Below are 21,452 nucleotides of genomic sequence, written 5' to 3' on the forward strand. Positions count from 1 at the left end.
CCGCTACGGATGCAGCGCGTCGAACTCCGCCTCGGCGACCGTCTCCTCGTCCGCGTCCATCCGCAGGTGCCCCAGGATCGTCTGCAGCACGCGCAGGACGGCGGAGGCCCGCACCCCCCACTCGGACAGATAGCTGAACTGCCACCACCACATGGCCTCGGTCAGCCGCCCGTGCTCGTAGTGCGCCAGCCCGTGCTCCAACGCGCCGACGATTCCGGCCAGATCGTCCGACAGGGCGCCCCTGGAGATCTCCATCGAGGTCACCGGGTCGACCAGGTCGGTGAAGTCGTCAATGCCCTGGAATGCGTTGGCGAGCGAGACGCGCAGGCCGTCCAGGTCGGTCTCCGGGCCGCTGTCCGCCTCGAATCGCTCCGCCGGCACGACGTCCTGGATCGCACCGAGACGTGCCCCGGTGACGGACAGCTGGGCCACCGCGATGAGCAGCAGCGGAATCACCGCATCGGGGGTGGCCCCGGTCGCCATGTCGCGGATTGCGCCGCTGAAGTCGTGCGCATCCTTGGCCGTCTCGTGCACCAGTTCCTTGAGCTGCACCTCGGCCTGCTGGGTGGTTGTGGCCCGTGACTCAGGCATCGACAACCCTCCTCCCCTCGAACGCACGACCGAGGGTGACCTCGTCGGCGTACTCCAAGTCTCCCCCGACCGGCAGCCCCGAGGCCAGTCTGCTGACGGTAATGCCCATCGAGCGCAGCAGCCGGCTCAGATAGGTCGCGGTGGCCTCACCGTTGAGGTTGGGGTTGGTGGCGAGAATCACCTCGTCGACCGGCTCCGCCCCGAGCCGGCGCACCAGCTCGGTGATCTTCAGGTCGTCCGGGCCGATGCCGTCGATCGGACTGATCGCACCGCCGAGCACGTGGTAGCGACCGTGGAACTCCCGGGTCCGCTCCATCGCGACGATGTCCTTCGGCTCCTCCACGACGCACAGCAGCCGGACGTCCCGTCGCGGGTCCAGGCAGATGCGGCACTGCTGCGCCTCGGCGACGTTGAAGCACGTCTCGCAGAAGCGCACCTTCTCGCGAACCACCGTGAGCACCTCGGTCAGCCGGCGCACGTCGGCGGGGTCGGCCTGCAGCAGATGGAACGCTATCCGCTGGGCCGACTTCGGGCCGACGCCAGGCAGCCGGCCGAGCTCATCGATCAGGTCCTGGACCACACCTTCATACACAGCAGTCGAGCCTATGCCTCTCGCGCCACATCACGCGGACGGCGGGCGCTCGTTGTAGGTGCCGGCCTCTTCCTGCCCGGACAACCGCGCGATGGCCGACATGATCTCGTCGGTGGCCTCCCGGCGCGCTCGACCGCCGGGCACCCCGGCATACCTGCCGGCGAAGTCGATCGGCTCGCCGAACCGGACGGTGACCGGCGCCAGGTGCGGACGGTTCTGCCCGACCGGTTGCACTTGCTCGGTGCCCGTGAGCCCGACCGGCACAACGGGCACACCCGCGGTCAGCGCCAGGTATGCCGCCCCGGTGCGGCCGCGGTAGAGCCGGCCATCTCGTGAGCGGGTGCCCTCGGGGTAGATCCCGAAGGCGTCGCCGCGGCGCAGCACCTCCAGGGCCGTGTCGAGTGAGTCGACCGCGGCGCGCGAGTCGTCGCGCTCGACCGGGATCATGCCCATCGAGGTGAACCAGGCGCGCGACAGGGCGCCCTTGAGGCCGGGGCCGTTGAAGTAGTCGGCCTTCGCGAGGAAGAACACCGGTCTCGGCGCCACCATCGGGATCACCACACTGTCGACGAACGAGCGATGGTTGCTGGCCAGAATGACGCCACCGGTGCGCGGAATGTGGTGCCGCCCGGAGACCTTCGGCCGCCAGATCGCCCGCAGGGCCGGGGCCACGACCATCCGTGATGTCAGATACAGCATCTGCTACTCCACCTGGTCGTCGATGATGGTGCCGCCAAGCACACTGGTGATGACGGGGATGCCGACCTCGCCGAGGTCGTCCACGTCCTCGTCGTCCATGGACTCATCGGTCGGCACATGGGCCGATGACGGCTGCGGTGCGTCAGCGCTTCCGGCAGATCCCGACGAGGTCGCCCAGTCCGGTGGCGGAGCGCTCACGGCACCCCACCCGCCGTCCTGATGGTCCTGCTGCCGGCGCTGCGCGGCCGCCTCCCGAGCCGCCGCACGGGCCTTGCCCGACGCCGCCGGGGGTTTCGAAGGCGCGGGCTGCTCGGTAGGCGGTGCGGGCGCTCCCTCAGTGGGCGCCGGCGCGCGATGCTCATCGCGCTGCTCGGGCTGTGCCGGATGCTCATCGGGCTGCTCGGGCTGCTCGGGCTGCACCGTGGGAGTGGGTGCGCTGTCATCCGCCTGCGCCTCGACCCGCACATCCAACCCGACGGCCTCAACCAACGCACGCCGCACCACGTCCGGGTGCTGTCCGCGGCTGAAGGTCTGTGCGAGCCCCGGACTGCTCGTGCCCAGCAGCAGCCGCTCACCGTTGAGGTCCAGGACGTGGGCGTGCTGGCTCAGCAGCGCCCAGGTGACGCGCTTGGCCCGGAAGATCCGGTCGAGGACGTCCGGCCACGCCCGGCGGATCGCGTCGGTGTCCAGGCCACCCCCGGGGGCCGTTGCAGTCGGCCGAACCGGTGCGTCGCCTGTTCCTCGATCGCCGACGTCGTCGGATGGGGGTGCGTCCGTCGCCGGATCTCGATCCGCCGATCGGCCTTCGGCCGCCCGCGCTACTCGGTCAGCGGGGGGTCTGACACCTGGCGCGGACTGCGGCGCCTCCGGCACCGGCGCCTCAGGCGTAGCAGCCGCGGCGGTCGGCGCCGACTGTGCCGGTGGAGCCGGAGCCGGTGGAGCCGGTGCCACCGCCGTTGCGGAACCACCACCGGCTCCGATGTCGAGCCGACGTTCAAGTCGGTCCAGCCGCGCGGCATACCCCTGCTCGCCGGAGGCTGCGGGCAGCAGCACTCGGGCGCAGATCAGCTCGAGCTGCAACCGCGGACTGGTGGCACCGGTCATCTCGGTGAGACCGGTGTTGACGATGTCGGCGGCACGCGACAAGGTGCCCTGGCCGAAGGCCGCCGCCTGCTGACGCATGCGCTCCAGCTGATCCTCCGGCACCCCACGCAGCACCTGACCGGCACCCTCCGTCAGCGCCGCGACGATGATCAGGTCGCGCAGCCGTTCAAGCAGGTCCTCGACGAAGCGGCGCGGGTCGTGGCCGGACTCGATCACCTTGTCGACCTGCCGAAAGGTCGCCGCGCCGTCGGAGGCCGCCACCGCGTCGATCGTCGCATCGAGCAGCTCGGCGTCGGTGAACCCGAGCAGAGCTGCCGCCCCGGCATACGTCAGTCCATCGTCGGCCGACCCGGCGATCAGCTGGTCCAGCACGGACAGCGAGTCACGCACGGATCCGCCGCCGGCGCGGGTCACGAAGGACAGCACGCCCGGCTCGACGGTGACACCCTCCGCATCGCACAGCTGCTGCATGTAGTCGGCCAGCCGCTGCGGTGGCACGAGCCGGAACGGGTAGTGGTGCGTGCGGGAGCGGATCGTGCCGATGACCTTCTCGGGCTCGGTCGTCGCGAAGATGAACTTCACGTGCTCCGGTGGCTCCTCGACGATCTTCAGCAGGGCGTTGAATCCCTGCGGGGTCACCATGTGCGCCTCGTCGATGATGTAGATCTTGTAACGGCTCTGCGCCGGGCCGAACGAGGCACGTTCACGCAGCTCACGGGCGTCGTCGACACCACCGTGACTGGCCGCATCGATCTCGATGACGTCGACGGTGCCAGAACCCCCGCGGGCCAGCGCAACGCAGGACTCGCACTCACCGCAGGGGTCCGGGGTCGGGCCCTGCGCGCAGTTGAGACACCGCGCGAGAATGCGCGCGCTGGTCGTCTTGCCGCAGCCCCGTGGACCGCTGAAGAGGTAGGCATGGCCCACCCGGCCGCTGCGCAACGCCTGCATCAACGGCTCGGTCACGTGTTCCTGACCGATGACGTCGACGAACGTCTCCGGGCGGTATCGGCGGTAGAGCGCGGTGGGGGTACCACCCGCTTGCGGGGGAGTCACAGAACCCAACTTAGTCGGGCCCGGTGTCACGGCGAATGCCGTCCACAGATGAGATCGCTGAGATCCCGCCGCGCTCAATCACGTCGCTCCTGCCGAATCCGCTCTGCCCAATCATGACGAAAGCGGCAGACCCACTCGCTGCGCTCGAGGTCTGCCGCTTTCGTCATGGCGGAGGATAGGGGATTCGAACCCCTGAGGGCGTTAACCCAACACGCTTTCCAAGCGTGCGCACTAGGCCACTATGCGAATCCTCCTCGGCGCAGGATGCTACCGCTCCAAGGGCACTGCTGCCCAATCGGCGCCATCCACCACCAGGATTCTGCACCGCCACCCAGGTGATCTACAGTGGTGCCAGATCCCCCACGCGGTGGTACCTCACCAAACTCCCCCAGGGCAGGAATGCAGCAAGGGTAGGCGAGCTCTTCCAGGTGCGTGGGGGGTCCCTTTTGTGTCGGGAGTCGATGCTGGGGAGGCACCGCCACGGGCGCTGAAGCATCACGATCCGATCTCAACCGGGCAAAATCAGGTGACACCGACCTGACCTGCACGGATCACCCAGCGAGACCGCTTATGGTGAGGCATCCGTGATCACGGAGGAACCGGGCGTGGGGCACAATACGCCCGGAGACATGGGCAGGCGCCAGAAGTGGGAGAGATGGCAGCACACGCACGACGACAGGCACTCACCGTCGTCGTCGCGCTCACGTTGGGGGTGACTCTCGCGGGCTGTGGCGGCGATGCGCCGGCGAAGCGCAGCAGCGCGGTGTGTCCCACGCTGCTGCCCCGACCGACGATGTCGATTCCGCTGTCCTCGATCCATCTCAACGTCTATAACGCGGCCGGCAGGAACAATTTTGCGTCGCAGATCTCGACCGAGCTGAAGTGGCGCGGGCTGAAGATCATCTCCCTCGGCAACGACCCGATCTCCGATCAGCGATCGACCCCGAAGACGGCGGAGATCCGCTACGGCAACGGTGGCAAGCAGATCGCCCTGACCCTGGCGACACAGGTCAAGGACGCCACGCTCTACAACGACCACCGCACGAACCCCTCGGTCGACCTGGTGCTCGGCACCCACTTCCAGTTGGTGCCGGTGCCGCCCCCGCCGGCCTCCAAGGTCACGATCAACGTCTACAACACCACGTACCACTCCGGCTTGGCGACGCAGGTCGCCGGCGAGATGAGAAAGCGCGGCTTCACCGTCGACTCCTATGGTAATGAGCCGCAGGGCAGGTTCTGGCCGGACGACGTCGCGGTCATCATGTATGGCGCGCAGGGCGAACCGGCGGCGCGGCGGGCTGCCCTGTCGTTCAAGGGAGCACGCCTGCTGCCGATCCAGCGGACCGGGACCGTGGTCGATGTGGAGCTGGGCAACAAGTACACGTCACTGGTGCCCGTTGCCCAGGCCACACCGAAACCCACGCCGAAGCCAACCGCCCCTGCGTGCAAGTGAGCGGTCGGCCTACGGACCGGGCGCCTATCGCCGGGCGGTTCCGAAAAGGCTGCGAGTCACCTGCCGAGTTCCGGCGCGGACCAGCGACTTGAACGCCGGCGAGTGCATGACCTCGGACGCCAACTCGGCGGCAACGCCTCGACCGCCGTCCTTGGTCTTGGCCGGCGCCTTGGCCGGCTCCGGCGGTTCCGGGTCACCGGCCGTCGGCGCCGGCGCCGCCTCGATCTTCTTGTTGAGCAGCTCGTAGGCAGACTCCCGGTCGACCTCCTTGCCGTACTTCGGCTGCAGCGGCGAGGCACCGATGATCTTGTCCATGTCGGCCTCCGGGGTGGGGCCCATCAGCGACTGCGGCGCACGCATCCGCGTCCACGCCACCGGGGTCGGCGCGCCCGTCTCGGACAGCACAGTGACCACCGCCTCGCCGGTCCCGAGGGTGGTCAGCAGCTCGTCGAGGTCGTAGGCGCTGTGCGGGAAGGTCTGCACGGTCGCCTTCAGCGCCTTGGCGTCCTCCGGCGTGAAGGCCCGCAGAGCGTGCTGCACCCGGTTGCCCAGCTGGGCGAGCACACCGTTCGGCACGTCCTTCGGCGTCTGGGTGACGAAGAAGATGCCGACTCCCTTGGAGCGGATCAGCTTGACCGTCTGCTCGATCGCCTGCAGGAACGCCTTCGACGCGTCCTCGAAGAGCAGGTGCGCCTCGTCGAAGAAGAACACCAGCTTCGGCTTGTCGGCGTCGCCGACCTCCGGCAGGTCGTGGAAGAGATCGGCGAGCAGCCACATCAGGAAGGTCGAGAACACCGCCGGCTGGCTCTGCACGCCCGGAAGCTCCAGGCAGGTCACGACGCCCAGCCCGTCGTCGGTCGTCCGCAACAGGTCCTTGGTCTCGAACTCGGGCTCGCCGAAGAAGACCTCGGCACCGTTGTCGCTGAAAGCGATGAGGTTGCGCAGGATCACGCCGGCCGTGGAGCTGGACAGTCCACCGAGGGCCTTCAGATCGTCCTTGCCCTCCTCGGAGGTCAGGTGCTGGATGACCGCCCGCAGGTCCTTCAGGTCCAGCAACGACAGGCCGTGCGAGTCCGCATAGTGAAAGACCAGCCCGAGGCTGGACTCCTGGGTCGCGTTCAACCCGAGCACCTTGGACAGCAGCGTCGGGCCGAACGAGGTGACCGTGGCGCGGACGGGCACACCCTTGCCCTGCCCACCCAGGCAGAGGAACTCCGTGGGGAATCCCTTGGCGGACCAGTCCTGTCCGACCTCTTTGGCGCGTGCGGTGACCTTGTCCCCGCCCGCGCCGGCACTGGCGATGCCGGACACGTCGCCCTTTACATCTGCCAGGAAGACCGGAACCCCGTTGGCCGACAGCTGTTCGGCGATGAGCTGCAGCGTCTTGGTCTTGCCCGTGCCGGTGGCACCCGCCACCAGTCCGTGCCGGTTCATCATGGCGAGCGGGAGCCGCACCGGGACGTCGGCGTGCGCCGCGCCGTCCGTCACTGCGGCTCCCAGCTCGAGCCCACCGCCGGTGAATTCGTAGCCGGACTTGATCTGGTCGAGGGGGTCTGCCTTGGAGTCGCTCACGCTGCCGACAATAGCCACCTCGCCACGCGAATGGCAGCAATCTCGGCCTCTCAGGGAAAACGAAGTCGGGCACGTACACTCAGCCCGTGATCTTCAAGGCGGTGGGCACGGGGACGCCCTACCCGGACCACGGGCCGACACAGGGGTCTGATCTGCATACAGGGGTGCTCGTGGCATGAGCTACTCGCGTGACAACGGTCTGGATCGCGCCCGCCAGCGGCGGCGGCGGAGGGCCACGGCGATCGCGGCGTTGGTCGCGATCGTGGTGTTCGCGGGCTTTGCGTATGCCGTGTCCTACTTCGCCGGGTGGGTCCCCGGCAGCCGCCCACCTGCTCCCCCCGCGTCGTGCACGGTGACGCCTCCCCCGCCACCGCAGGCCGCCGTCGTCCTGAACGTCTACAACGCCTCGGGCGACACGGGGCAGGCGACCGACGTGGCGAATGCGATGACGAGTCGCAACTTCAACGTCGGCGTGGTCAGCAACGACCCCTACCAGGAATCTCTCGACGGAGTCGGCCAGATCCGCTTCGGCCCGGCCGGCAAGGCGTTCGCCGAGAAATACGTCAAACCCCTCGTGCCGGGCGCGACGATGGTGGAGGACGGACGCACCGACTCGTCGGTGGACCTCGCCCTCGGCAAGGCGTTCCCGCACCTGGCGACGGCCAAGCCGACGCCGACGCCGACGATCCCCGGCTGCTGACATGCGAGTCGTGTCCCTGCTGCCGTCCGCGACCGAGATCCTCTTCGCGGTCGGCGCCGGCGCCGATGTGGTCGGCGTGACGTTCGAGTGCGACGAGCCGCCGTCGGCTCGCCGCACCGCGCAGATCGTCTCGACCTCCGCACTACCGGAGGGCCTCTCCCCCGCACAGATCGACGCCGCGGTGTCGGCGAAGCTGGCGGCAGGCGAGGACATCTACCATCTTGACCGGGCGGCGCTCGTCGGGCTCGACGCGTCGCTGGTGGTGACGCAGGACCTGTGCGCCGTGTGCGCGGTCGACGTGTCTGAGGTGAGCGCCGCCCTCGACTACCTGGGATGCACCGCCGAGGTGCTGACCACCGACCCGCATACGTTGCAGGATGTCTGGGCGTCGGTCGAGGAGATCGGACGGGCCACCGGACATCTGTCGAGCGCACAGTCCCTTGCTCGATCCTTGCGCGCCCGGGTGCAGGCCGTGCGTGACGAGGTCGCCGGCCGGCCCGGGGTTGCCTGCCTGGTGCTGGAGTGGACGGATCCGCCGTTCGCGCCGGGTCACTGGGTGCCCGAGATGGTCGAGGCCGCCGGTGGCCGCAGTGTGCTCGGCGCCGCAGGGCACAAGTCCGTGCGCGTCCAGTGGCAGGCGGTGACGCAGTCCGCACCGGAAGTCGTGGTGGTGGCTCCGTGCGGTTACACCCTGCCCCGGTCCCGAGAGCTCGGGGTCGAACTCGTGGCAGCCGGCCGGCTGCCGGCTGACGTTCCGGTGTGGGCAGTGGATGCGAACGCCTCCTTTGCCCGCCCCGGACCGCGGCTGGCCGACGGTGTCGAGGCCCTGGCCCGCATCCTGCACCCCGCCGTCGGGGATCCGAATCCGGCAATGGCCGCCCGCATCCGCTAACCATCACGCCGAGAGGCATACCTACGCACCCACAGGTCCACTATTTTGGTATGCCGCTCGGCGGGTTGGTATGCCTCTCGGCGAACAGCGCGCGGCCTAGAGTTGCCGCATGACGACTCCCGACTCCTTCGGCCGCCGCATCCAGTCGAGCATCTACGAGAACGGGATCTTCGGCATCCGACCGGCGGTCCCGACCGCGCCGACGGTGCTGGAACGCAAGGCGCTCGACCACCTGAGCGCCGATGCGCGGGCGTATGTCGAAACCGGCGCCGGCTCGGGTGCCACGATGGCGGCCAATCGCGCGGCCTTCGACCGGTGGCGGATCGTGCCGCGGCTGCTGCGCGATGTCAGCGACCGAGACACCTCCATCGAGCTGTTCGGTCGCCGCCACCCGTCGCCGTTTCTGACCTGCCCGATCGGTGTGCTCGAGCTGGCCGACACCGGCGCGGACCTGGCGGTCGCGCGGGCGGCGCGGCAGGCCGGCACACCCATGATCATCTCGTCGCAGGCGTCCTATCCGATGGAGCAGATAGCGGGCGAACTCGCGGATCACGAGCGCTGGTTCCAGCTCTACTGGAGCAATGAGGATGCGGTCGTCGAGAGTTTCGTGCATCGCGCCGAGCAGTGCGGCTGTTCGGCGATCGTGGTGACCCTGGACACGATGGTGCTGTCGTGGCGGACCGGCGACCTGGATCGCGCGTACCTGCCGTTCGCGCGGGCGATGGGGATCGCGCAATACACCTCCGATCCGGAGTTTCAGCGCATCGTGCAGGAGCGGCTGGATCAGGGCGAGATACCGGACGTAGCCGCGAAACCCACTCCGGCTGCGGTCAAGTCGCTGTTCACGATGGCGCGTAGGCACCCCGGCGAGTTCCGGGAGAACCTCACCTCGCCGTTGCCGAAGGCCAGTGTGCGCACGTTTTTGGAGGTGTTCTCACGGACCACGCTGACCTGGCAGGACCTGGCGTGGCTGCGCGACCGCACCTCGCTGCCGATCCTGGTGAAGGGCCTGCAGTCGGCGCAGGATGCGGCGCTCGCTCTCCAGCACGGTGTCGACGGGATCATCGTGTCGAACCATGGTGGCCGACAGCTCGATGGCGCGCTCGGCTCACTCGATGCCCTGCCGCCGATCGTGGCGGAGGTGGGCGGACGGGTGCCGGTGCTCTTCGACAGCGGCGTGCGGTGCGCGTCGGATGCGTTCAAGGCGCTGGCTCTCGGAGCCGACGCCGTATGCCTGGGCCGCCCGTTCGTCTACGGCCTCGCCCTCGCCGGTGAGCAGGGGGTGCGCGAGGTGCTGGAGCACTTCCGCGCCGAGCTCGACCTGACGATGGCGGTCGCCGGCGTGACCGCCATCGACCAGATCACCCGCGACACCCTGGTCGAGGCGCCCACCGGCTGACTTCGGCGCGCAGTCGCCCCATGAGGGGGCAGACGAGGCGCGCGGCATCCCGCGCGCTTCGTCTGCCACTGTGCGCTCGTGGCCGCGGTTTGGCCTGCGCTTGGCGGTCCTGTAACCTCGTCGGCGGTGGCGTGTCCGAGCGGCCTAAGGAGCACGCCTCGAAAGCGTGTGTGGGGGAGACTCCACCGTGGGTTCAAATCCCACCGCCACCGCCAAATGAGTCAGGCGCGGCATCCCGAGCGAAGCGAGCGGGTGCCGCGCCTGACTCATTTATTGGGTATGAGGGATTTGGGAGGAGTGACGAGCGCAGCGAGGAGCGACGGTTCCCACCGCCACCGCCAGTCACCAGTGGAAACGCCGGTCCGAGCCTCAGGGCTCGGACCGGCGTTTTCCGTTGTGGTCTCAATAGTGGTCTCAATTGGCTCCTCGTTGGTCGCCCCACAGCAGGCCTCCGAGCTGCCGGGCGACGTCCTGGCGGATGGGTGCGATGACGTGGGCGTACCTCTGGGTCATCGCCGGGTTCGACCAGCCCATGACGCTCATGATGGTGGGCTGGCTGACGCCGAGAAGGAGCAAGACGGTAGCGGCCGTGTGCCTGGCGTCGTGAAGGCGGCTGTCCCGGATGTCGGCCTCCTTGAGGAGCTCCTTCCAGTGTGCCCAGTCCGTCCGGGGGTTCAGCGGCTCGCCGGTCTCGGTCGCGAAGATCCAGCCACCTTCGTGCCATGCGGCGCCGGCGTGGCTGCGTTCAGCTGCTTGGGCGTCTTGGTGTTGGTCGAGAAGCCAGACCAGCTGATCGGGTAGTCCGATCTGACGGCGGCCTGCACGGGACTTGGTGGTGTCGGTATCGGCGTTCGTTTTCGTCCGGGCCGGGCAGTAGCCGGCGTATCGGCGCCCGCACGTTCCGCCGCAACCATGTGCGTAGTCGGGCCGGAGGCGGCTTCTCCGGATGGTCAGGACGTGGGTCTGGAAGTCGACGTCGGACCATTGCAGGCCCAGAGCCTCCCCCTGGCGAAGGCCAAGGGCCAGAGCCAGCACCCACCGGACTCCGTTGCGTCGCTTCGCCGCCGTAAGAAAGAGTCTCTTCACTTCGTCGACCGCGAACGGCTCGACGTCATGTGGATCCACCCGTGGGGGTCGGGCGATGGTGGCCGGATTCTGGGACAGGTGGCCACGCCTGACAGCCTCGTTGAGGGCCGTTCGGATCGTTCTGTGGACCTGGTGGACGGTAGCGGGCTTCGTCTGCTCCCCGAACTTGGTCGGCTGGGCCAACATGCGCCGGTACAGGGACTCCAGGTGTTCGGGTTGGAGCGCGTCGAGTTTGTGTTTCCCGATGCCGGGGATGAGGTGGTGGTGCACCGCCACTCGGTATGCCGACAAGGTGGTCGCCTTGACGTGGCTGGCGGCGATGTTGTCGAGCCAGTGGATGAGCCATGCCTCGACGGTCCACTTGGCCGAGCCCGGGAGAGGGACAGACTTCTCGTCTCGAAGCTTTTCCAGGGCGCGGACCTTCGACGTGACCACCGCCTTGGAGGTACCCCGTACGTGTCGCCGGTCGGCGCCTCCGTCGTCCCGGACCCCGATGCTGACTCGACCGTGCCACCAGCCATCGACGCCCTTGTAGATGGATGACCTGCCGTGCGGCTGCTTGGGCCGCTTCGGATCTGCCATTAGTGATCGCTGGGTTCCGGGAGATCGCGCGCGAGACTTCTGAGTCGCTCGACGAAGTCATCGAGCGCGTCGCACGGGATCCGGCGCAACCGCCCGATCGAGATCGACTCGATGTCTCCGCTCTTCACGAGCGCGTAAACAAGTGTCCGGCCGACCCCAAGGCGCTCGGCCGCTTCCTCGACGGTCAGCACAACCCGCTCCGCATGGACTGTCATGACTCCTCCTGAATTCTTGCGGTGTCACTGTGTTTACGACCACGAGGGGGCACTCATGGGCCGCGCCGCCGTCGAAGAGTCCATTCGCAGCCTCAGCGCGACCGGTCGAATGTGGAGCCGGCTGCCGTGTGCCATGGGCCGATGGTGCCCCGCTGACGACTGGTGGCCCGCTCGGGGCGTGTTCGAGATGACCTCGATTCATCTCCCGGGAAGGTCTCATCGTGGACTCGACGCCGTATGCCGCTCAGGCTCAGATCCTGTCCTTGGCCGTGGTGGCCCATCAGAACTTGCTCCGCGACGACGGGCCGCACCGGGCCACCCTGCGTGGGGCTCGGGATGCGTTCGCAATCGCGGCCGCGACGATGGCCGTGGGACATCCCGGTCAGGCCGCTCTTGACCTCGCCGACCGCATCACCGAGCTTCTGGACGCCGGAAGAGACAACCTCCAGACCCTTGTCGACCAGATGCCCCCGACCCGGACACGCGGGCTGGAGTGGATCGGGCCGATGGCGTTCCAGCGCCGGGCGACGGGCGTCGACGGTATCGACCACGACCACGGCGACCACTGGGGCAGAGACCACGACATCCGCATCTCCCACCGCCGCCCACACGACGGCACGACAGGTCTGCTCTACGCGTACAGCCGCGGGTGGGACGAGTACACCGTCCTGGGGGAGCGGGTCAGTGTCTCGACGGTCGATGCGGCCCGTCAGGCCGCGTTGGAGTCCGACCCGCGGATGGGGGAGTCCGCCTGGCGCCTGTTCATCGACCAGGCCCGGCTGCTGGGGCGCCCTGCTGTCGACCGCGGTATCCACACGAGTTGGCTCCTGTGATGACCATCGACGTCGAGCAGGTCCGCCGCGACCACCCCATCGCGATCGCCGTTGCTGACGCCGGCGTGGACCTTCACCGGTCCGGCCGGGGGTGGATGGGCCGGTGCCCCTTCCACGAGGACCGCACCGCCTCCCTGTCTGTCGATGGTGTCCCCGACCGGTTCCACTGCTTCGGTTGCGGCGCCCACGGCGACGTCATCGACTTCGTCAAGCTCAGGTACGGGCTCAACTTCCTCGAGGCGATCGCCACTCTCGAGCATCGCCACCCGACGGCTCACCAGGTGTCGAAGGCGCATGGTCCCCATCCCGGGCCGGTCCCTGCCGTGCCGGGCACGGGGCCATCGGCGACCCGGGCCTTGGAGATCAACGGCATGGCCTGGGAGCACTTCACCGGCCCGGTGGCCCACGCCTTCGCCGAATCCTGGCTACGTCACCATCGCGGCATCGACATCGGCGGTCTCGAACGATCTGTTCAGGACCGGGTGGTCGGGCACACCGGCCACGGCTGGACCGCCCTGGCTCAACACCTGCTCGAAAAGGGCGTGACCTCAGTCGAACTGGTCGCCATGGACCTGGCTCGACCCACCCGGCGCGGCAACCTGATCGACACCTTCCGCGACCGCCTCATCCTGCCCATCCACAACACCGCCGGGAACCTGACCGGGTTCGTCGGCCGCGACACCGGCACCTCACCCGGGTCGCCGAAGTACCGAAACCCCACCAGGACACCGACATTCGCCAAGGCAACCGCCCTCTAACAGCCGACCGGCGACCACCCGTCACCGGTCACGATCGTCGTCGAAGGCCCAATCGACGCCCTCGCCCTGTCCGCCGCCGCGGCGACCGTCGACCGCGCCGGCCGGTACGCGCCGGTCAGCGCCCTGGGCGCTCACCCCACCCGCGACCAAATCTGCGCCGTCCTCACACAAGCCACCGGCGATCTCGTCATCGCCCTCGACGGCGATCCCGCCGGAAGAGCCGCCACCGCAACGTGGCTCCAGGAGGCGGCGCGCTCGAGCCGACCCTGCGTCGTGGCCGAGCTACCCGACGGAGTCGACCCGGCCGACTGGATCGCCCGCCATGGCCCCACGGGGCTGTTCGCCTTCGACCCCGTCACCCGCGGCCGGCCCGGGAGCTTCATCCGCGGACACGAATCGACCGGTCCCGCAGCGTTGCCCGATCAACCCGCGCGCGCGGCATACGCCCCGAGCATCATCTAAAGAGAACGAGATCTCGACATGCCGACTGACGTTGCCCCGCTCGACCTGGCCGCCGGGCACCTGATGACGGCCGCCGATCTCATCGACGGCCCAACCGCGCTACCGGACCTGTACGGGCTGTCCGGGCTGACCCGGCTCACCGCAGGCCGCGTCTCACCGACCCCGGCCACACCCGACCCGACGGTGCCGGCGAGGTCCTTCATCGAGGACGTTAGAGCAGCTCTGGAGGTGCTCGACGCCATGGACCCAAACGATGGCCCGGCCGACCTCGCACTCCTGGCCTGGCATGTCCACGAGCTGCACCAGATCGCGCTCAATCAGGGGCTGTTATGAGCACCGCCAGTCCCTGGGCACTGCTGGACCGCGCCCAACCGCTGTGCACCGACCTGCGGGGCGATCCGTCCCCGACTTCGCCGGACCTGTGGAACGCCTTCGGCGACACCATCCACCGCGCCCTGACCAACCTCCTGGGCCCCAACGGCCGTCGCGTACCGCAAGGCACCCGTGACTCCGCCCTGCTGACCAGGATCGCGAGCAGCTACCCCGACCCGATCCGCCCACCGGCCGATGCCTTCAACACCAGCCCCCGCGACGACGGGCCGCAGCCGGGACAGCCCGTTGTCCTCCACCGCCGACTCCGGGTCGTCAACTCGGTCGACCCTTGCCCGCCGGCCGTGCCCGATCTCGACTTACCCGAGTCGACCGACGGCCACCCGCTCGCTCGGCTCACCTGCGCGCTCGGGACTGCGGCGGATCTCCTCGCGGATCCCGACCCTGACCGATGGGCGAGCGCACCCGCCGACCAGCTGACCATGGCGGGGCGGGTGCTGGCCATCGGGGTGGTTGGTGCCCGCCATGCCCTGGCCACCGGTGACCTGACGAAGACCGGACGTCCGCTCGCGCTGGCGGCGTGGGCCGAGAAGTGCCTCGACCGGATCGCGGGCCCGGACCCCGGAATGGCCGTCGCGCACCGGTTGGTCACGCTCGGGGGGCGCGCGGGCTCCCGACTCAACGCCCAGCTCGAAACGGCCCGAGACGACTGGATGGCCGCCGCCCAGCGGGAGATCCACCGCACCGTCCCGAGTGCCGACGCACTGCGCATGCTGGCGAACATGGGAGCCAACGCGCTCATCGCCTTCGAACACCTCGCTGCGCCGTCGATCAACGACGCAGCCGACTTCCGGCAAGGCTTTGCCGAGGCTTTGACCGCGTCAGCCCGCGAGTTGCAGGACGCGGAGCGCGCATGGAAGGGCCTGACCACGTTGGTCCAGCCAAGCCATGAGTTCCTCGCAGCCAGCAGGGCGCTGCACACCACCTTGGTGGACGTCCTTCGGGCGGGCGCCTCATCGTCGCCGAACCTTGACCCGGCCCGGGTCAATATAGAACTTCACGTCCTCGTCGGCGAGGTCGCTCGGCTCACCGCGGCAACGGCCACCCTGCCGACCCGGCTCCTACGGTCCGGCCTGGTCTTCGGTCCCGGCACGCGATACATCGACCCCCTGCAGCGGCTCCAGCGACACACACCCAACTTTGTGCCCGTGTCTCCGCGCGACGCACCAGAACTGCAGACCGCCTGGTATCGAGCGGTCCAAGCCGTGGGCCACGCAGACCACGCCTTGGAACTTCACCGCACACGCTCGCCCGAGTCCATCGGCGCACGGCGCGACGCATCGCGTGCTATCTGACTCCGCCGGCGGTGACAATAGATTGAAGGGGTCCAATCTCCCGATCGACAATCGGAAAGGCCGACGGTTCGACCCTCCCCCTGGGTGATCCGTCCGGACATGCCGATGAGCGCTAGTTCGTTGATGGGGCTCCCGCAGCGCGCCGGCGGGATCGGCGGCTCATATGTGGCACGTGCTGGTGGCCGGCTTTCCGTTGAAGCGGTCGGCGGTCCAGGCGAGGAGCTCCGGGATGGCTGGCGAGTCCGGTTCGACGAGGGACAGGTGGTCGCGGCCGGCGCAATTGCCGTAGTCGAGGTGGTAGCGCGGGCCCTGCGCCTGGTCGGGTTGAAGGACTACGTGACAAACGTTCCGGCGACCGTGATGCCGGCCGGCGTGGTCATCGCCAGCTACCACGACCTGTGGCACGTCGAGACCTCACGAGTGGCACGAGTCAGGCCGGATGACGACGTATACCCACGCGACTGGCATTTTTCAAGGGCTGACGCAAGCACCGGGCAGGTGCGCGCCAAACTGATAAAAGGCGGTTAGTTTCCGGCCACGGGATACCAATGCGTTGATTGACGAACGTGCCCTATAGCATTAAAGGCGGAGCTACGGGGGCTGTTGCGCTTTAGTTGTCGTGCGCGCGCGGAGCGACGTTGGCCCTGTGAGCGGCGTCGCGGGTCTGGCCACGCGTGTCGCGACGTTGGTAGGGCCCGGGTATGGGCTGGCGCTGCACTGCGCCCCTGCCGGAGGGGCTGGCTATGCGGTCTGTAGCTGGGTGGCGGTGACGCCCTTGGTGGCGAGCTTGAGCAGGTTGGTGACCGCGCAGGCCAGGCACAGCTCGGCTTGGACCGCGTCCAGGCCGCGGCGGGCGAATCTGCGTAGCCCGCGACCATCTTTGAGCCAGGCGTTGGGTGTTTCGATCATCGGGGACCGCCGCTTGTACAGGTCGTGCCCGTCGGTGGTGCGTAGCCGGTGGTTCATCTTCTCCCGGGCTGTGGCGTTCTCGGGTGGGTCGCCGGTGGCCGGGTCGGTGGCGACTCGAGCGGCGATCTTATGGCGTTTCCCGTCGGCGATCAGCCGGTCGGGCCCATCGGCGGCGAGATTGGCATCGAAGTCGTACCCGGCATCGGCGAGCAGGGTGCCGATCTGGTTCAGCTCCTGGCGGCCGGTGCGGGTGGCCAGCATCTGCGCGGTGGAGGTCACGGCGTTCATGGTCGGGATGAACTGGGCGAGATCGTTGGCGTCCTGGGTGGCGCGGGCGTAGAGGATGAACTCGTCATCGCTGGCCGCGGTCTGGCAGTTGTAGCCCTGGATCCAGCCGTTACGGGTCTTCAGTAGCCGCGAGTCCGGGTCGGTCACGTTCGCGGCGAACCGGCCGCTGCGACCGCTGGTGTCCTCGTGCTGCCCGGCGCTTCCTGCGTTCGCGGGTGGCGAGCCCGCCTGGGGCGCCGCCGCGGCGGCTCGCTCGGCCTCGTAGGTCGCCCACGCGTTTCGGACGCGGTAGTGCTCCTCGGGCGGTGCCGGGCGACGACCCCGCCGACCAGGCTCGCCTCGTTCGCGGGCGGACTGCCAGGACTGGTAACGCTCGGCCGCAGCGGCCCGCTCACCCTCCCAGCGCGCCTTGGCCATGGCGACTCGGTCGGCGCCGGCCGGGTAACGGCCCCGCCCCTTACGGCCCTCGGCAACCGCCCGCTCGCACTCGGTCACCCGCTCAGCCCGCTCCTCCTGGGCCTGCTCGTCCTGCTGACGGCGTGCGCTGATCTGTTCGAGCGCCGCCTCGATACGCTGCCGTCGCCCGCTGCGGTCACGAGCCTGAGCCGGCAACTCATCCCCGCGGGCCTCCTCGCCGAACAGCACATCCTCGGCCTCGTCGCTCGCCTCGACACCGCCCAAGTAGGACTCGGCCAACTCCCGTAACCGCGTCTCGCTGCGGTTGGCATCCCGGCTGGCGTTACCGGCGATCTTGGTGCCATCCAGGGCAACCGTCCCCAGCGACACCATGCCCAGCTCGGCGGCCAGCACCAGGGACTCGGTCAACAACCCGGCCAACGCGTCCTGGTGACTCTTGCGAAACCGCGCCAGCACCGTGTGATCCGGTGTGTCCTGCGCGCAGATGACCCGAAACGCCACATCGGTCTCACACAGCCGCTCCATCTGTCGCGAGGAGGACACCCCGTGTGCCATCGCGTACACGAACAACGTCAACACCATGTCCGGGTCGTAGCCGCGGCGGCCCACCCCGCCACGCTTGGCCAGCCGGTGAAACGCCGTCGTGTCCAGTCTGTTGACCGCCTCGATCACGAACCACAGCAAATGATCCTCGCCGAGCCAGTCGAGCATGCTCGGTGGCAACAGAAACTCCTGGTCACAGTCCACCGGCCGGTACGTCCTCGCCATACCACCAATTGTCCCGAACCACGATCAATCCGACGAAGCGACGCACGGCGCGGGACGCGGCCAAAAAGCAACAGGCCCTACGGCTCAAGGATTAGCGACTACATCTACAACGAAGAGTAGGCATGAGGTCTTTCCGTCAGAGCACACCGCACGAGGGGCCTTGACCACGTCGAAGTTCGCAGTTCCCACACTCTTCGCGGATATCGAAAGACCATCTTGAGCCGCGATGCTGGGATCCGATGAGTGAAACTGAGCGGCGTCAGCGCTCGTTCCAAGACCCCTGATCAACGCGCTTTTGCCTTTTGCAATCTTTATCACGGGGGGTGGGCTAGCGAGAATACCGTCACAAGACGCCACAGTGATTGAGTTCGCGGAATCAACCACCACGAAAATTCCGGCGCAACTGGTCGCCGTCTGCGCCTCCTTGGAACAACTGGCGAGCATGATCGCTGTGGCCATCCACAGAGCGCTGATCCCCCCTACTGTTACTAGGCGCCTCGTCAGGAACATTGGTACCACACGTCGGTCCAGGCGCTGTGACCATCGAACCACGAGCCCTGCATGAGACCGCCACTGCTAGACGAGGTATTAATGCGATGCGAGTCAAACGAACTTATGGCCAAATTATTTGCCGTTGCATACGGGAAGGATATGTCCGCTGTCGGCTTGCGCAACTGGAATAAGGCGCCGCTTGTCATGCTCGTTGCCTCAGAGATGTAGTCAGCCGTACTCCCCATGTAGAAGTTGACCATCGGTCCGGCGCCTATGTTCGTCACCAGTGTGTTGTTCGACGTTCCGTCCGTAAAGTTGTAATAGTAGAACCAAAAGCCTTGCTGTGAAGAATCCCAACGGGTGGTGCTCCCAACATAGTCACCCGCGCTCAACGTGAGTCCGCTATATTCCACCTGGCGTGTGTCAAAGAAGCTGCTCAGTATCTCCCACCAAAAGAAGGCCCCGTTTATCGAGGAGCCAGAAACCTCCGATCCTGACTGGGCCAAAGGGCCAGTGCCCAATCCTGCCCAAATCGAATTTCTAGAGGCGCTCGGGCAGGCCGCGACGTAGGAGGGCTGCGTCCAGCGCAAATGAGCGTTAAAGAACGTCGTAGCTCCCCCTACATTCTTACCCCCGCCCCAATTGGAACTGGTCTGCGTTGGCAGCAAGGTCGAAGACTGATCCTTAACGCAGTAGCTTCCCGGATCGGCAGGTTTCATCCCAGCTACGGACTTAGCCCAGTCCGAATCCCCGGCCGGATCTTTGGGTCGAGGCTCGTATCCGAAAAGATCGACCAGAGCATCCGGGGCCGATGTAGCGTCAAAATCCAAGGGTGGCCGAACCACCTGTGTCTCAATCTGTCCGATCCGATAGTGGAATGATCGCCCGCGCGTGGGGTCATTGTGCCAAGATTCGATCGCGGCCGCCAAGTCTCGTTCGGGTAACGTCGTCCTCTTTCCGGTGATGTCGATAGCTTCGGCAAACTGGAAGTCCGACGTCGCCGTACAGGAGTCCGGGACGGATAGGTCACCACCGTCGTCCGAAGCCAGTCCCGCCCCTGCGGGCCCGGCACGGCTCAACCCGGCGACAAGAGCGGGCAATATCAGTAGGCGAAGCAACTTCATTGGCGGATCATCCCTCTGCTAGATCCTAACCCTGCCCCTTTGCCGGATCCTGAACTGAGTCTTAGCCCTCCAAAGGACGCCTGTCAACACTGCTCGGGTACCGTTCGAGGTCACAGTTGCGAAACGCAACTGGCGAGGTGATTGTCATCCGGAGGGGAAACAGGCGCTGCCCCCGTGGCTCGACGGCCACAAGGAGTGGTTCTATCGCAAATGAGCTTCCCCAGCGGTCGAGCGAGGCCAACCGTTTGGAGAACCTCGACCCCGAACCTTAGATACGGGGAGCGCGTGTGGATCTGCGGGTCCACGTCGTCGTGGGACGCCTTGACCGATCCGCACCTGCCCAAGCCCGTCCTGCAACGAATGCCCACTCAGTCAGCCCAGACCGCTCGCGGCCCATCGACGACAGGGTGATCCTGACTGAGCGCACGCGGGTGGTCCCCGGCCGGGTTCCTTCCTCCCCCGCCGGGGACCCTGCCTGCCTGGAACTGGATCCCCGACGGTCACGGACTCATATCCCACCCAGACCGGGTTCCAGCGTGGGTGCGCTCTGGTACCGCACGCCCCCCGTGGATCGACACGCCTACTCCTGGATGTGGCGCCACGGCGGCTGGGACCTGATGCGCGATGCCGGTTGAGGTCCGGTTGATGGAGCCGGCGTGGGGAACCCCGACGGCCAGAACCGGGGGACTCCCCTGAGCGAAGGTGCCCCTGAGGCAACACGTTGGGACGCCACGGCCACAACTTCAATATCGCGCCCGCTGGCGAGGCTCACCACGGGGTGGCCGTTGGGCCAGACCGTCCACGTGGCGCCCGGCGCGGCTGCGACGATCACGCTCCCCAGATAGGTGCGATCTCGACGGCCAGCTCTGTCGCGGTGGGTGCACTGGTGCCGACTTAGGCGGTGCCCGACCCAACGGATCTGTGAGACGTTGCCGGGCACCCCACCACAGGCAACAAGAGCATGGAAACTGCGACGACGGCCGCCGGTGTCCTGAGCTGCATCACGGGTTCACCCTCCCCGGACGTGCACACTCGGTCGGTGTCCGCCTGCACATGACGCGAACCGTTGTCGGGACAACGAACCCCGCGCCCTCAACAAGCGTATGCCGCTGCATCACGTCCGGGGCGGGGACCGATCCATCCCATTCTGCCGCAGATCGCGCTGTGTTGGCGCTCATCTGAAACTTCCAGTCCTGCTCACAGAAATCCCCACGTCTTGCGACCTGGGGTGCGACCTGGGCTTGCCGGCCCGGCGTTGTGGGTACACCGCCAACCTCAGAAAGTGCAGGTGAAGCCCTCCGCGCCACCGGCAGGGTCCTTCCACGTCAGAGTCAGGACGGCGGTGTCGTTGGTTCCCCCGCCCGAGACCTGTAGAAGCTCACACGCCACTGCCCGTCCGGCGACCACGGCCTCGACCCGAACCCTGCGGGCCAGGCTCGGTGGGTCGGTGTCCGGGGCGATCAGGGTGGCGTAAGCCAGCCCCCCGATCAACAGGACCGGCCCGAACGCTGACTCTCCGGCCGCCTCGATGCTGGGGCCGAGCTGGGCAAGGGTGGGCATCAGCAGGGGACGGTGATGTCGATGGACGCGACGGGCACGCCCGAGGCCACACAGGCCACCACAACCCAAATACCCCTCACGAGCTGATCCCCTAGCCCGGGGATTTCATCGGGTGAGGGTCGCGGAGTGCGTGGCGTGAGCTGAAAAGTGCCCCTGACCTGGGAAGATAGTGATTGCGAAGTCCCTATCTGATCCAGTTCGAGGAGCACCTTCCA

The 21,452-nt window shown here is 67.6% G+C and carries 21 protein-coding genes, 2 tRNA genes and 1 other RNA gene; 12 read left to right on the forward strand and 12 right to left on the reverse strand.

The genetic code is table 11. The features are described from left to right. Positions 1-3: 3 nt before the first annotated feature. The 5 genes from FGL98_RS19215 to FGL98_RS19235 form a co-directional block, all read right to left on the reverse strand. A complete protein-coding gene (locus FGL98_RS19215) occupies positions 4-591 on the reverse strand; it encodes a DUF5063 domain-containing protein (RefSeq protein ID WP_146319492.1) in 588 nt (195 codons plus the stop codon). Next, positions 584-1,183, reverse strand: a complete 600-nt coding sequence (gene recR / locus FGL98_RS19220; protein WP_146319494.1) for a recombination mediator RecR — start codon at positions 1,181-1,183, stop codon at positions 584-586. Before recR ends, FGL98_RS19215 begins: the two co-directional genes overlap by 8 nt. Positions 1,184-1,213: 30 nt before the next feature. Continuing rightward, positions 1,214-1,882 (reverse strand): lysophospholipid acyltransferase family protein, encoded by a 669-nt coding sequence (locus tag FGL98_RS19225; protein ID WP_146319496.1) that lies wholly within the window; start codon positions 1,880-1,882, stop codon positions 1,214-1,216. Between the two features lie 3 nt (positions 1,883-1,885). Beyond that, the gene (locus tag FGL98_RS19230; RefSeq protein WP_146319498.1) at positions 1,886-4,042 is read right to left on the reverse strand and encodes a DNA polymerase III subunit gamma and tau; all 2,157 of its coding nucleotides are present in this window, start codon (positions 4,040-4,042) and stop codon (positions 1,886-1,888) included. A 166-nt stretch (positions 4,043-4,208) separates the two neighbouring features. After that, positions 4,209-4,296 (reverse strand) — tRNA-Ser (locus FGL98_RS19235). A 97-nt stretch (positions 4,297-4,393) separates the two neighbouring features. On the opposite strand from FGL98_RS19235, the gene ffs reads away from it, so the two are divergent. Both ffs and FGL98_RS19245 read left to right on the forward strand, forming a co-directional pair. Beyond that, positions 4,394-4,490: signal recognition particle sRNA small type (gene ffs / locus FGL98_RS19240), an RNA gene on the forward strand. A gap of 207 nt (positions 4,491-4,697) precedes the next feature. Further along, positions 4,698-5,495: a LytR C-terminal domain-containing protein gene (locus FGL98_RS19245; RefSeq protein ID WP_146319500.1), complete on the forward strand. Its 798-nt coding sequence runs from the start codon at positions 4,698-4,700 to the stop codon at positions 5,493-5,495. A 24-nt stretch (positions 5,496-5,519) separates the two neighbouring features. Here FGL98_RS19245 and FGL98_RS19250 read toward each other — a convergent pair whose 3' ends face one another. Further along, the gene (locus tag FGL98_RS19250; RefSeq protein WP_146319502.1) at positions 5,520-7,067 is read right to left on the reverse strand and encodes a helicase HerA-like domain-containing protein; all 1,548 of its coding nucleotides are present in this window, start codon (positions 7,065-7,067) and stop codon (positions 5,520-5,522) included. Between the two features lie 175 nt (positions 7,068-7,242). On the opposite strand from FGL98_RS19250, the gene FGL98_RS19255 reads away from it, so the two are divergent. From FGL98_RS19255 to FGL98_RS19270, 4 genes are all read left to right on the forward strand, one after another. Beyond that, a complete protein-coding gene (locus FGL98_RS19255; protein WP_146319504.1) occupies positions 7,243-7,767 on the forward strand; it encodes a LytR C-terminal domain-containing protein in 525 nt (174 codons plus the stop codon). Between the two features lies 1 nt (position 7,768). Continuing rightward, the gene (locus FGL98_RS19260; RefSeq protein ID WP_146319506.1) at positions 7,769-8,659 is read left to right on the forward strand and encodes a TroA family protein; all 891 of its coding nucleotides are present in this window, start codon (positions 7,769-7,771) and stop codon (positions 8,657-8,659) included. Between the two features lie 109 nt (positions 8,660-8,768). Next, on the forward strand, positions 8,769-10,058 hold the full coding sequence (locus tag FGL98_RS19265) for an alpha-hydroxy-acid oxidizing protein (RefSeq protein WP_146319508.1): 1,290 nt from the start codon (positions 8,769-8,771) through the stop codon (positions 10,056-10,058). A 125-nt stretch (positions 10,059-10,183) separates the two neighbouring features. Further along, positions 10,184-10,273 (forward strand) — tRNA-Ser (locus tag FGL98_RS19270). A 199-nt stretch (positions 10,274-10,472) separates the two neighbouring features. Here FGL98_RS19270 and FGL98_RS19275 read toward each other — a convergent pair. Both FGL98_RS19275 and FGL98_RS19280 read right to left on the reverse strand, forming a co-directional pair. Then, a complete protein-coding gene (locus FGL98_RS19275; protein WP_146319509.1) occupies positions 10,473-11,726 on the reverse strand; it encodes a tyrosine-type recombinase/integrase in 1,254 nt (417 codons plus the stop codon). Next, complete coding sequence (locus FGL98_RS19280; RefSeq protein WP_146319511.1) at positions 11,726-11,941, reverse strand: helix-turn-helix domain-containing protein; 216 nt, start codon at positions 11,939-11,941, stop codon at positions 11,726-11,728. The genes FGL98_RS19275 and FGL98_RS19280 overlap by 1 nt, the downstream gene beginning before the upstream one ends. A 221-nt stretch (positions 11,942-12,162) precedes the next feature. On the opposite strand from FGL98_RS19280, the gene FGL98_RS19285 reads away from it, so the two are divergent. The 6 genes from FGL98_RS19285 (at position 12,163) to FGL98_RS19310 (ending at position 16,207) form a co-directional block, all read left to right on the forward strand. Next, positions 12,163-12,774, forward strand: a complete 612-nt coding sequence (locus FGL98_RS19285) for a hypothetical protein (RefSeq protein ID WP_146319513.1) — start codon at positions 12,163-12,165, stop codon at positions 12,772-12,774. Continuing rightward, on the forward strand, positions 12,774-13,532 hold the full coding sequence (locus tag FGL98_RS19290) for a CHC2 zinc finger domain-containing protein (protein WP_146319515.1): 759 nt from the start codon (positions 12,774-12,776) through the stop codon (positions 13,530-13,532). Before FGL98_RS19285 ends, FGL98_RS19290 begins: the two co-directional genes overlap by 1 nt. A 33-nt stretch (positions 13,533-13,565) precedes the next feature. Further along, positions 13,566-13,994 (forward strand): toprim domain-containing protein, encoded by a 429-nt coding sequence (locus FGL98_RS26810; protein ID WP_146319517.1) that lies wholly within the window; start codon positions 13,566-13,568, stop codon positions 13,992-13,994. Between the two features lie 18 nt (positions 13,995-14,012). Next, on the forward strand, positions 14,013-14,327 hold the full coding sequence (locus FGL98_RS19300) for a hypothetical protein (protein ID WP_146319519.1): 315 nt from the start codon (positions 14,013-14,015) through the stop codon (positions 14,325-14,327). Continuing rightward, entirely contained in the window at positions 14,324-15,679 is a 1,356-nt protein-coding gene (locus FGL98_RS19305; RefSeq protein WP_146319521.1) for a hypothetical protein, read from the forward strand. Before FGL98_RS19300 ends, FGL98_RS19305 begins: the two co-directional genes overlap by 4 nt. 105 nt (positions 15,680-15,784) lie before the next feature. Further along, positions 15,785-16,207: a hypothetical protein gene (locus FGL98_RS19310; protein WP_146319523.1), complete on the forward strand. Its 423-nt coding sequence runs from the start codon at positions 15,785-15,787 to the stop codon at positions 16,205-16,207. Positions 16,208-16,420: 213 nt separating this feature from the next. Here the strand turns inward: FGL98_RS19310 and FGL98_RS19315 are convergent, their stop codons facing one another. From FGL98_RS19315 to FGL98_RS19330, 4 genes are all read right to left on the reverse strand, one after another. Beyond that, entirely contained in the window at positions 16,421-18,004 is a 1,584-nt protein-coding gene (locus FGL98_RS19315) for a transposase (protein WP_146319535.1), read from the reverse strand. Beyond that, complete coding sequence (locus tag FGL98_RS27200; RefSeq protein ID WP_425461010.1) at positions 17,962-18,066, reverse strand: hypothetical protein; 105 nt, start codon at positions 18,064-18,066, stop codon at positions 17,962-17,964. Before FGL98_RS27200 ends, FGL98_RS19315 begins: the two co-directional genes overlap by 43 nt. Before the next feature lie 2,191 nt (positions 18,067-20,257). Then, entirely contained in the window at positions 20,258-20,617 is a 360-nt protein-coding gene (locus FGL98_RS27205) for a DUF6278 family protein (RefSeq protein ID WP_146319525.1), read from the reverse strand. A gap of 335 nt (positions 20,618-20,952) precedes the next feature. Next, on the reverse strand, positions 20,953-21,237 hold the full coding sequence (locus FGL98_RS19330; protein ID WP_146319527.1) for a hypothetical protein: 285 nt from the start codon (positions 21,235-21,237) through the stop codon (positions 20,953-20,955). Positions 21,238-21,452 lie beyond the last annotated feature (215 nt).

It is taken from the genome of Leekyejoonella antrihumi (genome assembly GCF_007845645.1).
GTDB lineage: Bacteria > Actinomycetota > Actinomycetes > Actinomycetales > Dermatophilaceae > Leekyejoonella > Leekyejoonella antrihumi.

Bases quoted from the DNA above. Each gene is read 5' to 3' on its own strand.
- FGL98_RS19215 (WP_146319492.1), bottom strand. From the start codon at position 591: ATGCCTGAGTCACGGGCCACAACCACCCAGCAGGCCGAGGTGCAGCTC.
- FGL98_RS19225 (WP_146319496.1), bottom strand. From the start codon at position 1,882: ATGCTGTATCTGACATCACGGATGGTCGTGGCCCCGGCCCTGCGGGCG.
- FGL98_RS19245 (WP_146319500.1), top strand. From the start codon at position 4,698: ATGGCAGCACACGCACGACGACAGGCACTCACCGTCGTCGTCGCGCTC.
- FGL98_RS19255 (WP_146319504.1), top strand. From the start codon at position 7,243: ATGAGCTACTCGCGTGACAACGGTCTGGATCGCGCCCGCCAGCGGCGG.
- FGL98_RS19260 (WP_146319506.1), top strand. From the start codon at position 7,769: ATGCGAGTCGTGTCCCTGCTGCCGTCCGCGACCGAGATCCTCTTCGCG.
- FGL98_RS19265 (WP_146319508.1), top strand. From the start codon at position 8,769: ATGACGACTCCCGACTCCTTCGGCCGCCGCATCCAGTCGAGCATCTAC.
- FGL98_RS19275 (WP_146319509.1), bottom strand. From the start codon at position 11,726: ATGGCAGATCCGAAGCGGCCCAAGCAGCCGCACGGCAGGTCATCCATC.
- FGL98_RS19280 (WP_146319511.1), bottom strand. From the start codon at position 11,941: ATGACAGTCCATGCGGAGCGGGTTGTGCTGACCGTCGAGGAAGCGGCC.
- FGL98_RS19290 (WP_146319515.1), top strand. From the start codon at position 12,774: ATGACCATCGACGTCGAGCAGGTCCGCCGCGACCACCCCATCGCGATC.
- FGL98_RS19300 (WP_146319519.1), top strand. From the start codon at position 14,013: ATGCCGACTGACGTTGCCCCGCTCGACCTGGCCGCCGGGCACCTGATG.
- FGL98_RS19305 (WP_146319521.1), top strand. From the start codon at position 14,324: ATGAGCACCGCCAGTCCCTGGGCACTGCTGGACCGCGCCCAACCGCTG.
- FGL98_RS19310 (WP_146319523.1), top strand. From the start codon at position 15,785: ATGAGCGCTAGTTCGTTGATGGGGCTCCCGCAGCGCGCCGGCGGGATC.
- FGL98_RS19315 (WP_146319535.1), bottom strand. From the start codon at position 18,004: ATGCTCGACTGGCTCGGCGAGGATCATTTGCTGTGGTTCGTGATCGAG.
- FGL98_RS19330 (WP_146319527.1), bottom strand. From the start codon at position 21,237: ATGCCCACCCTTGCCCAGCTCGGCCCCAGCATCGAGGCGGCCGGAGAG.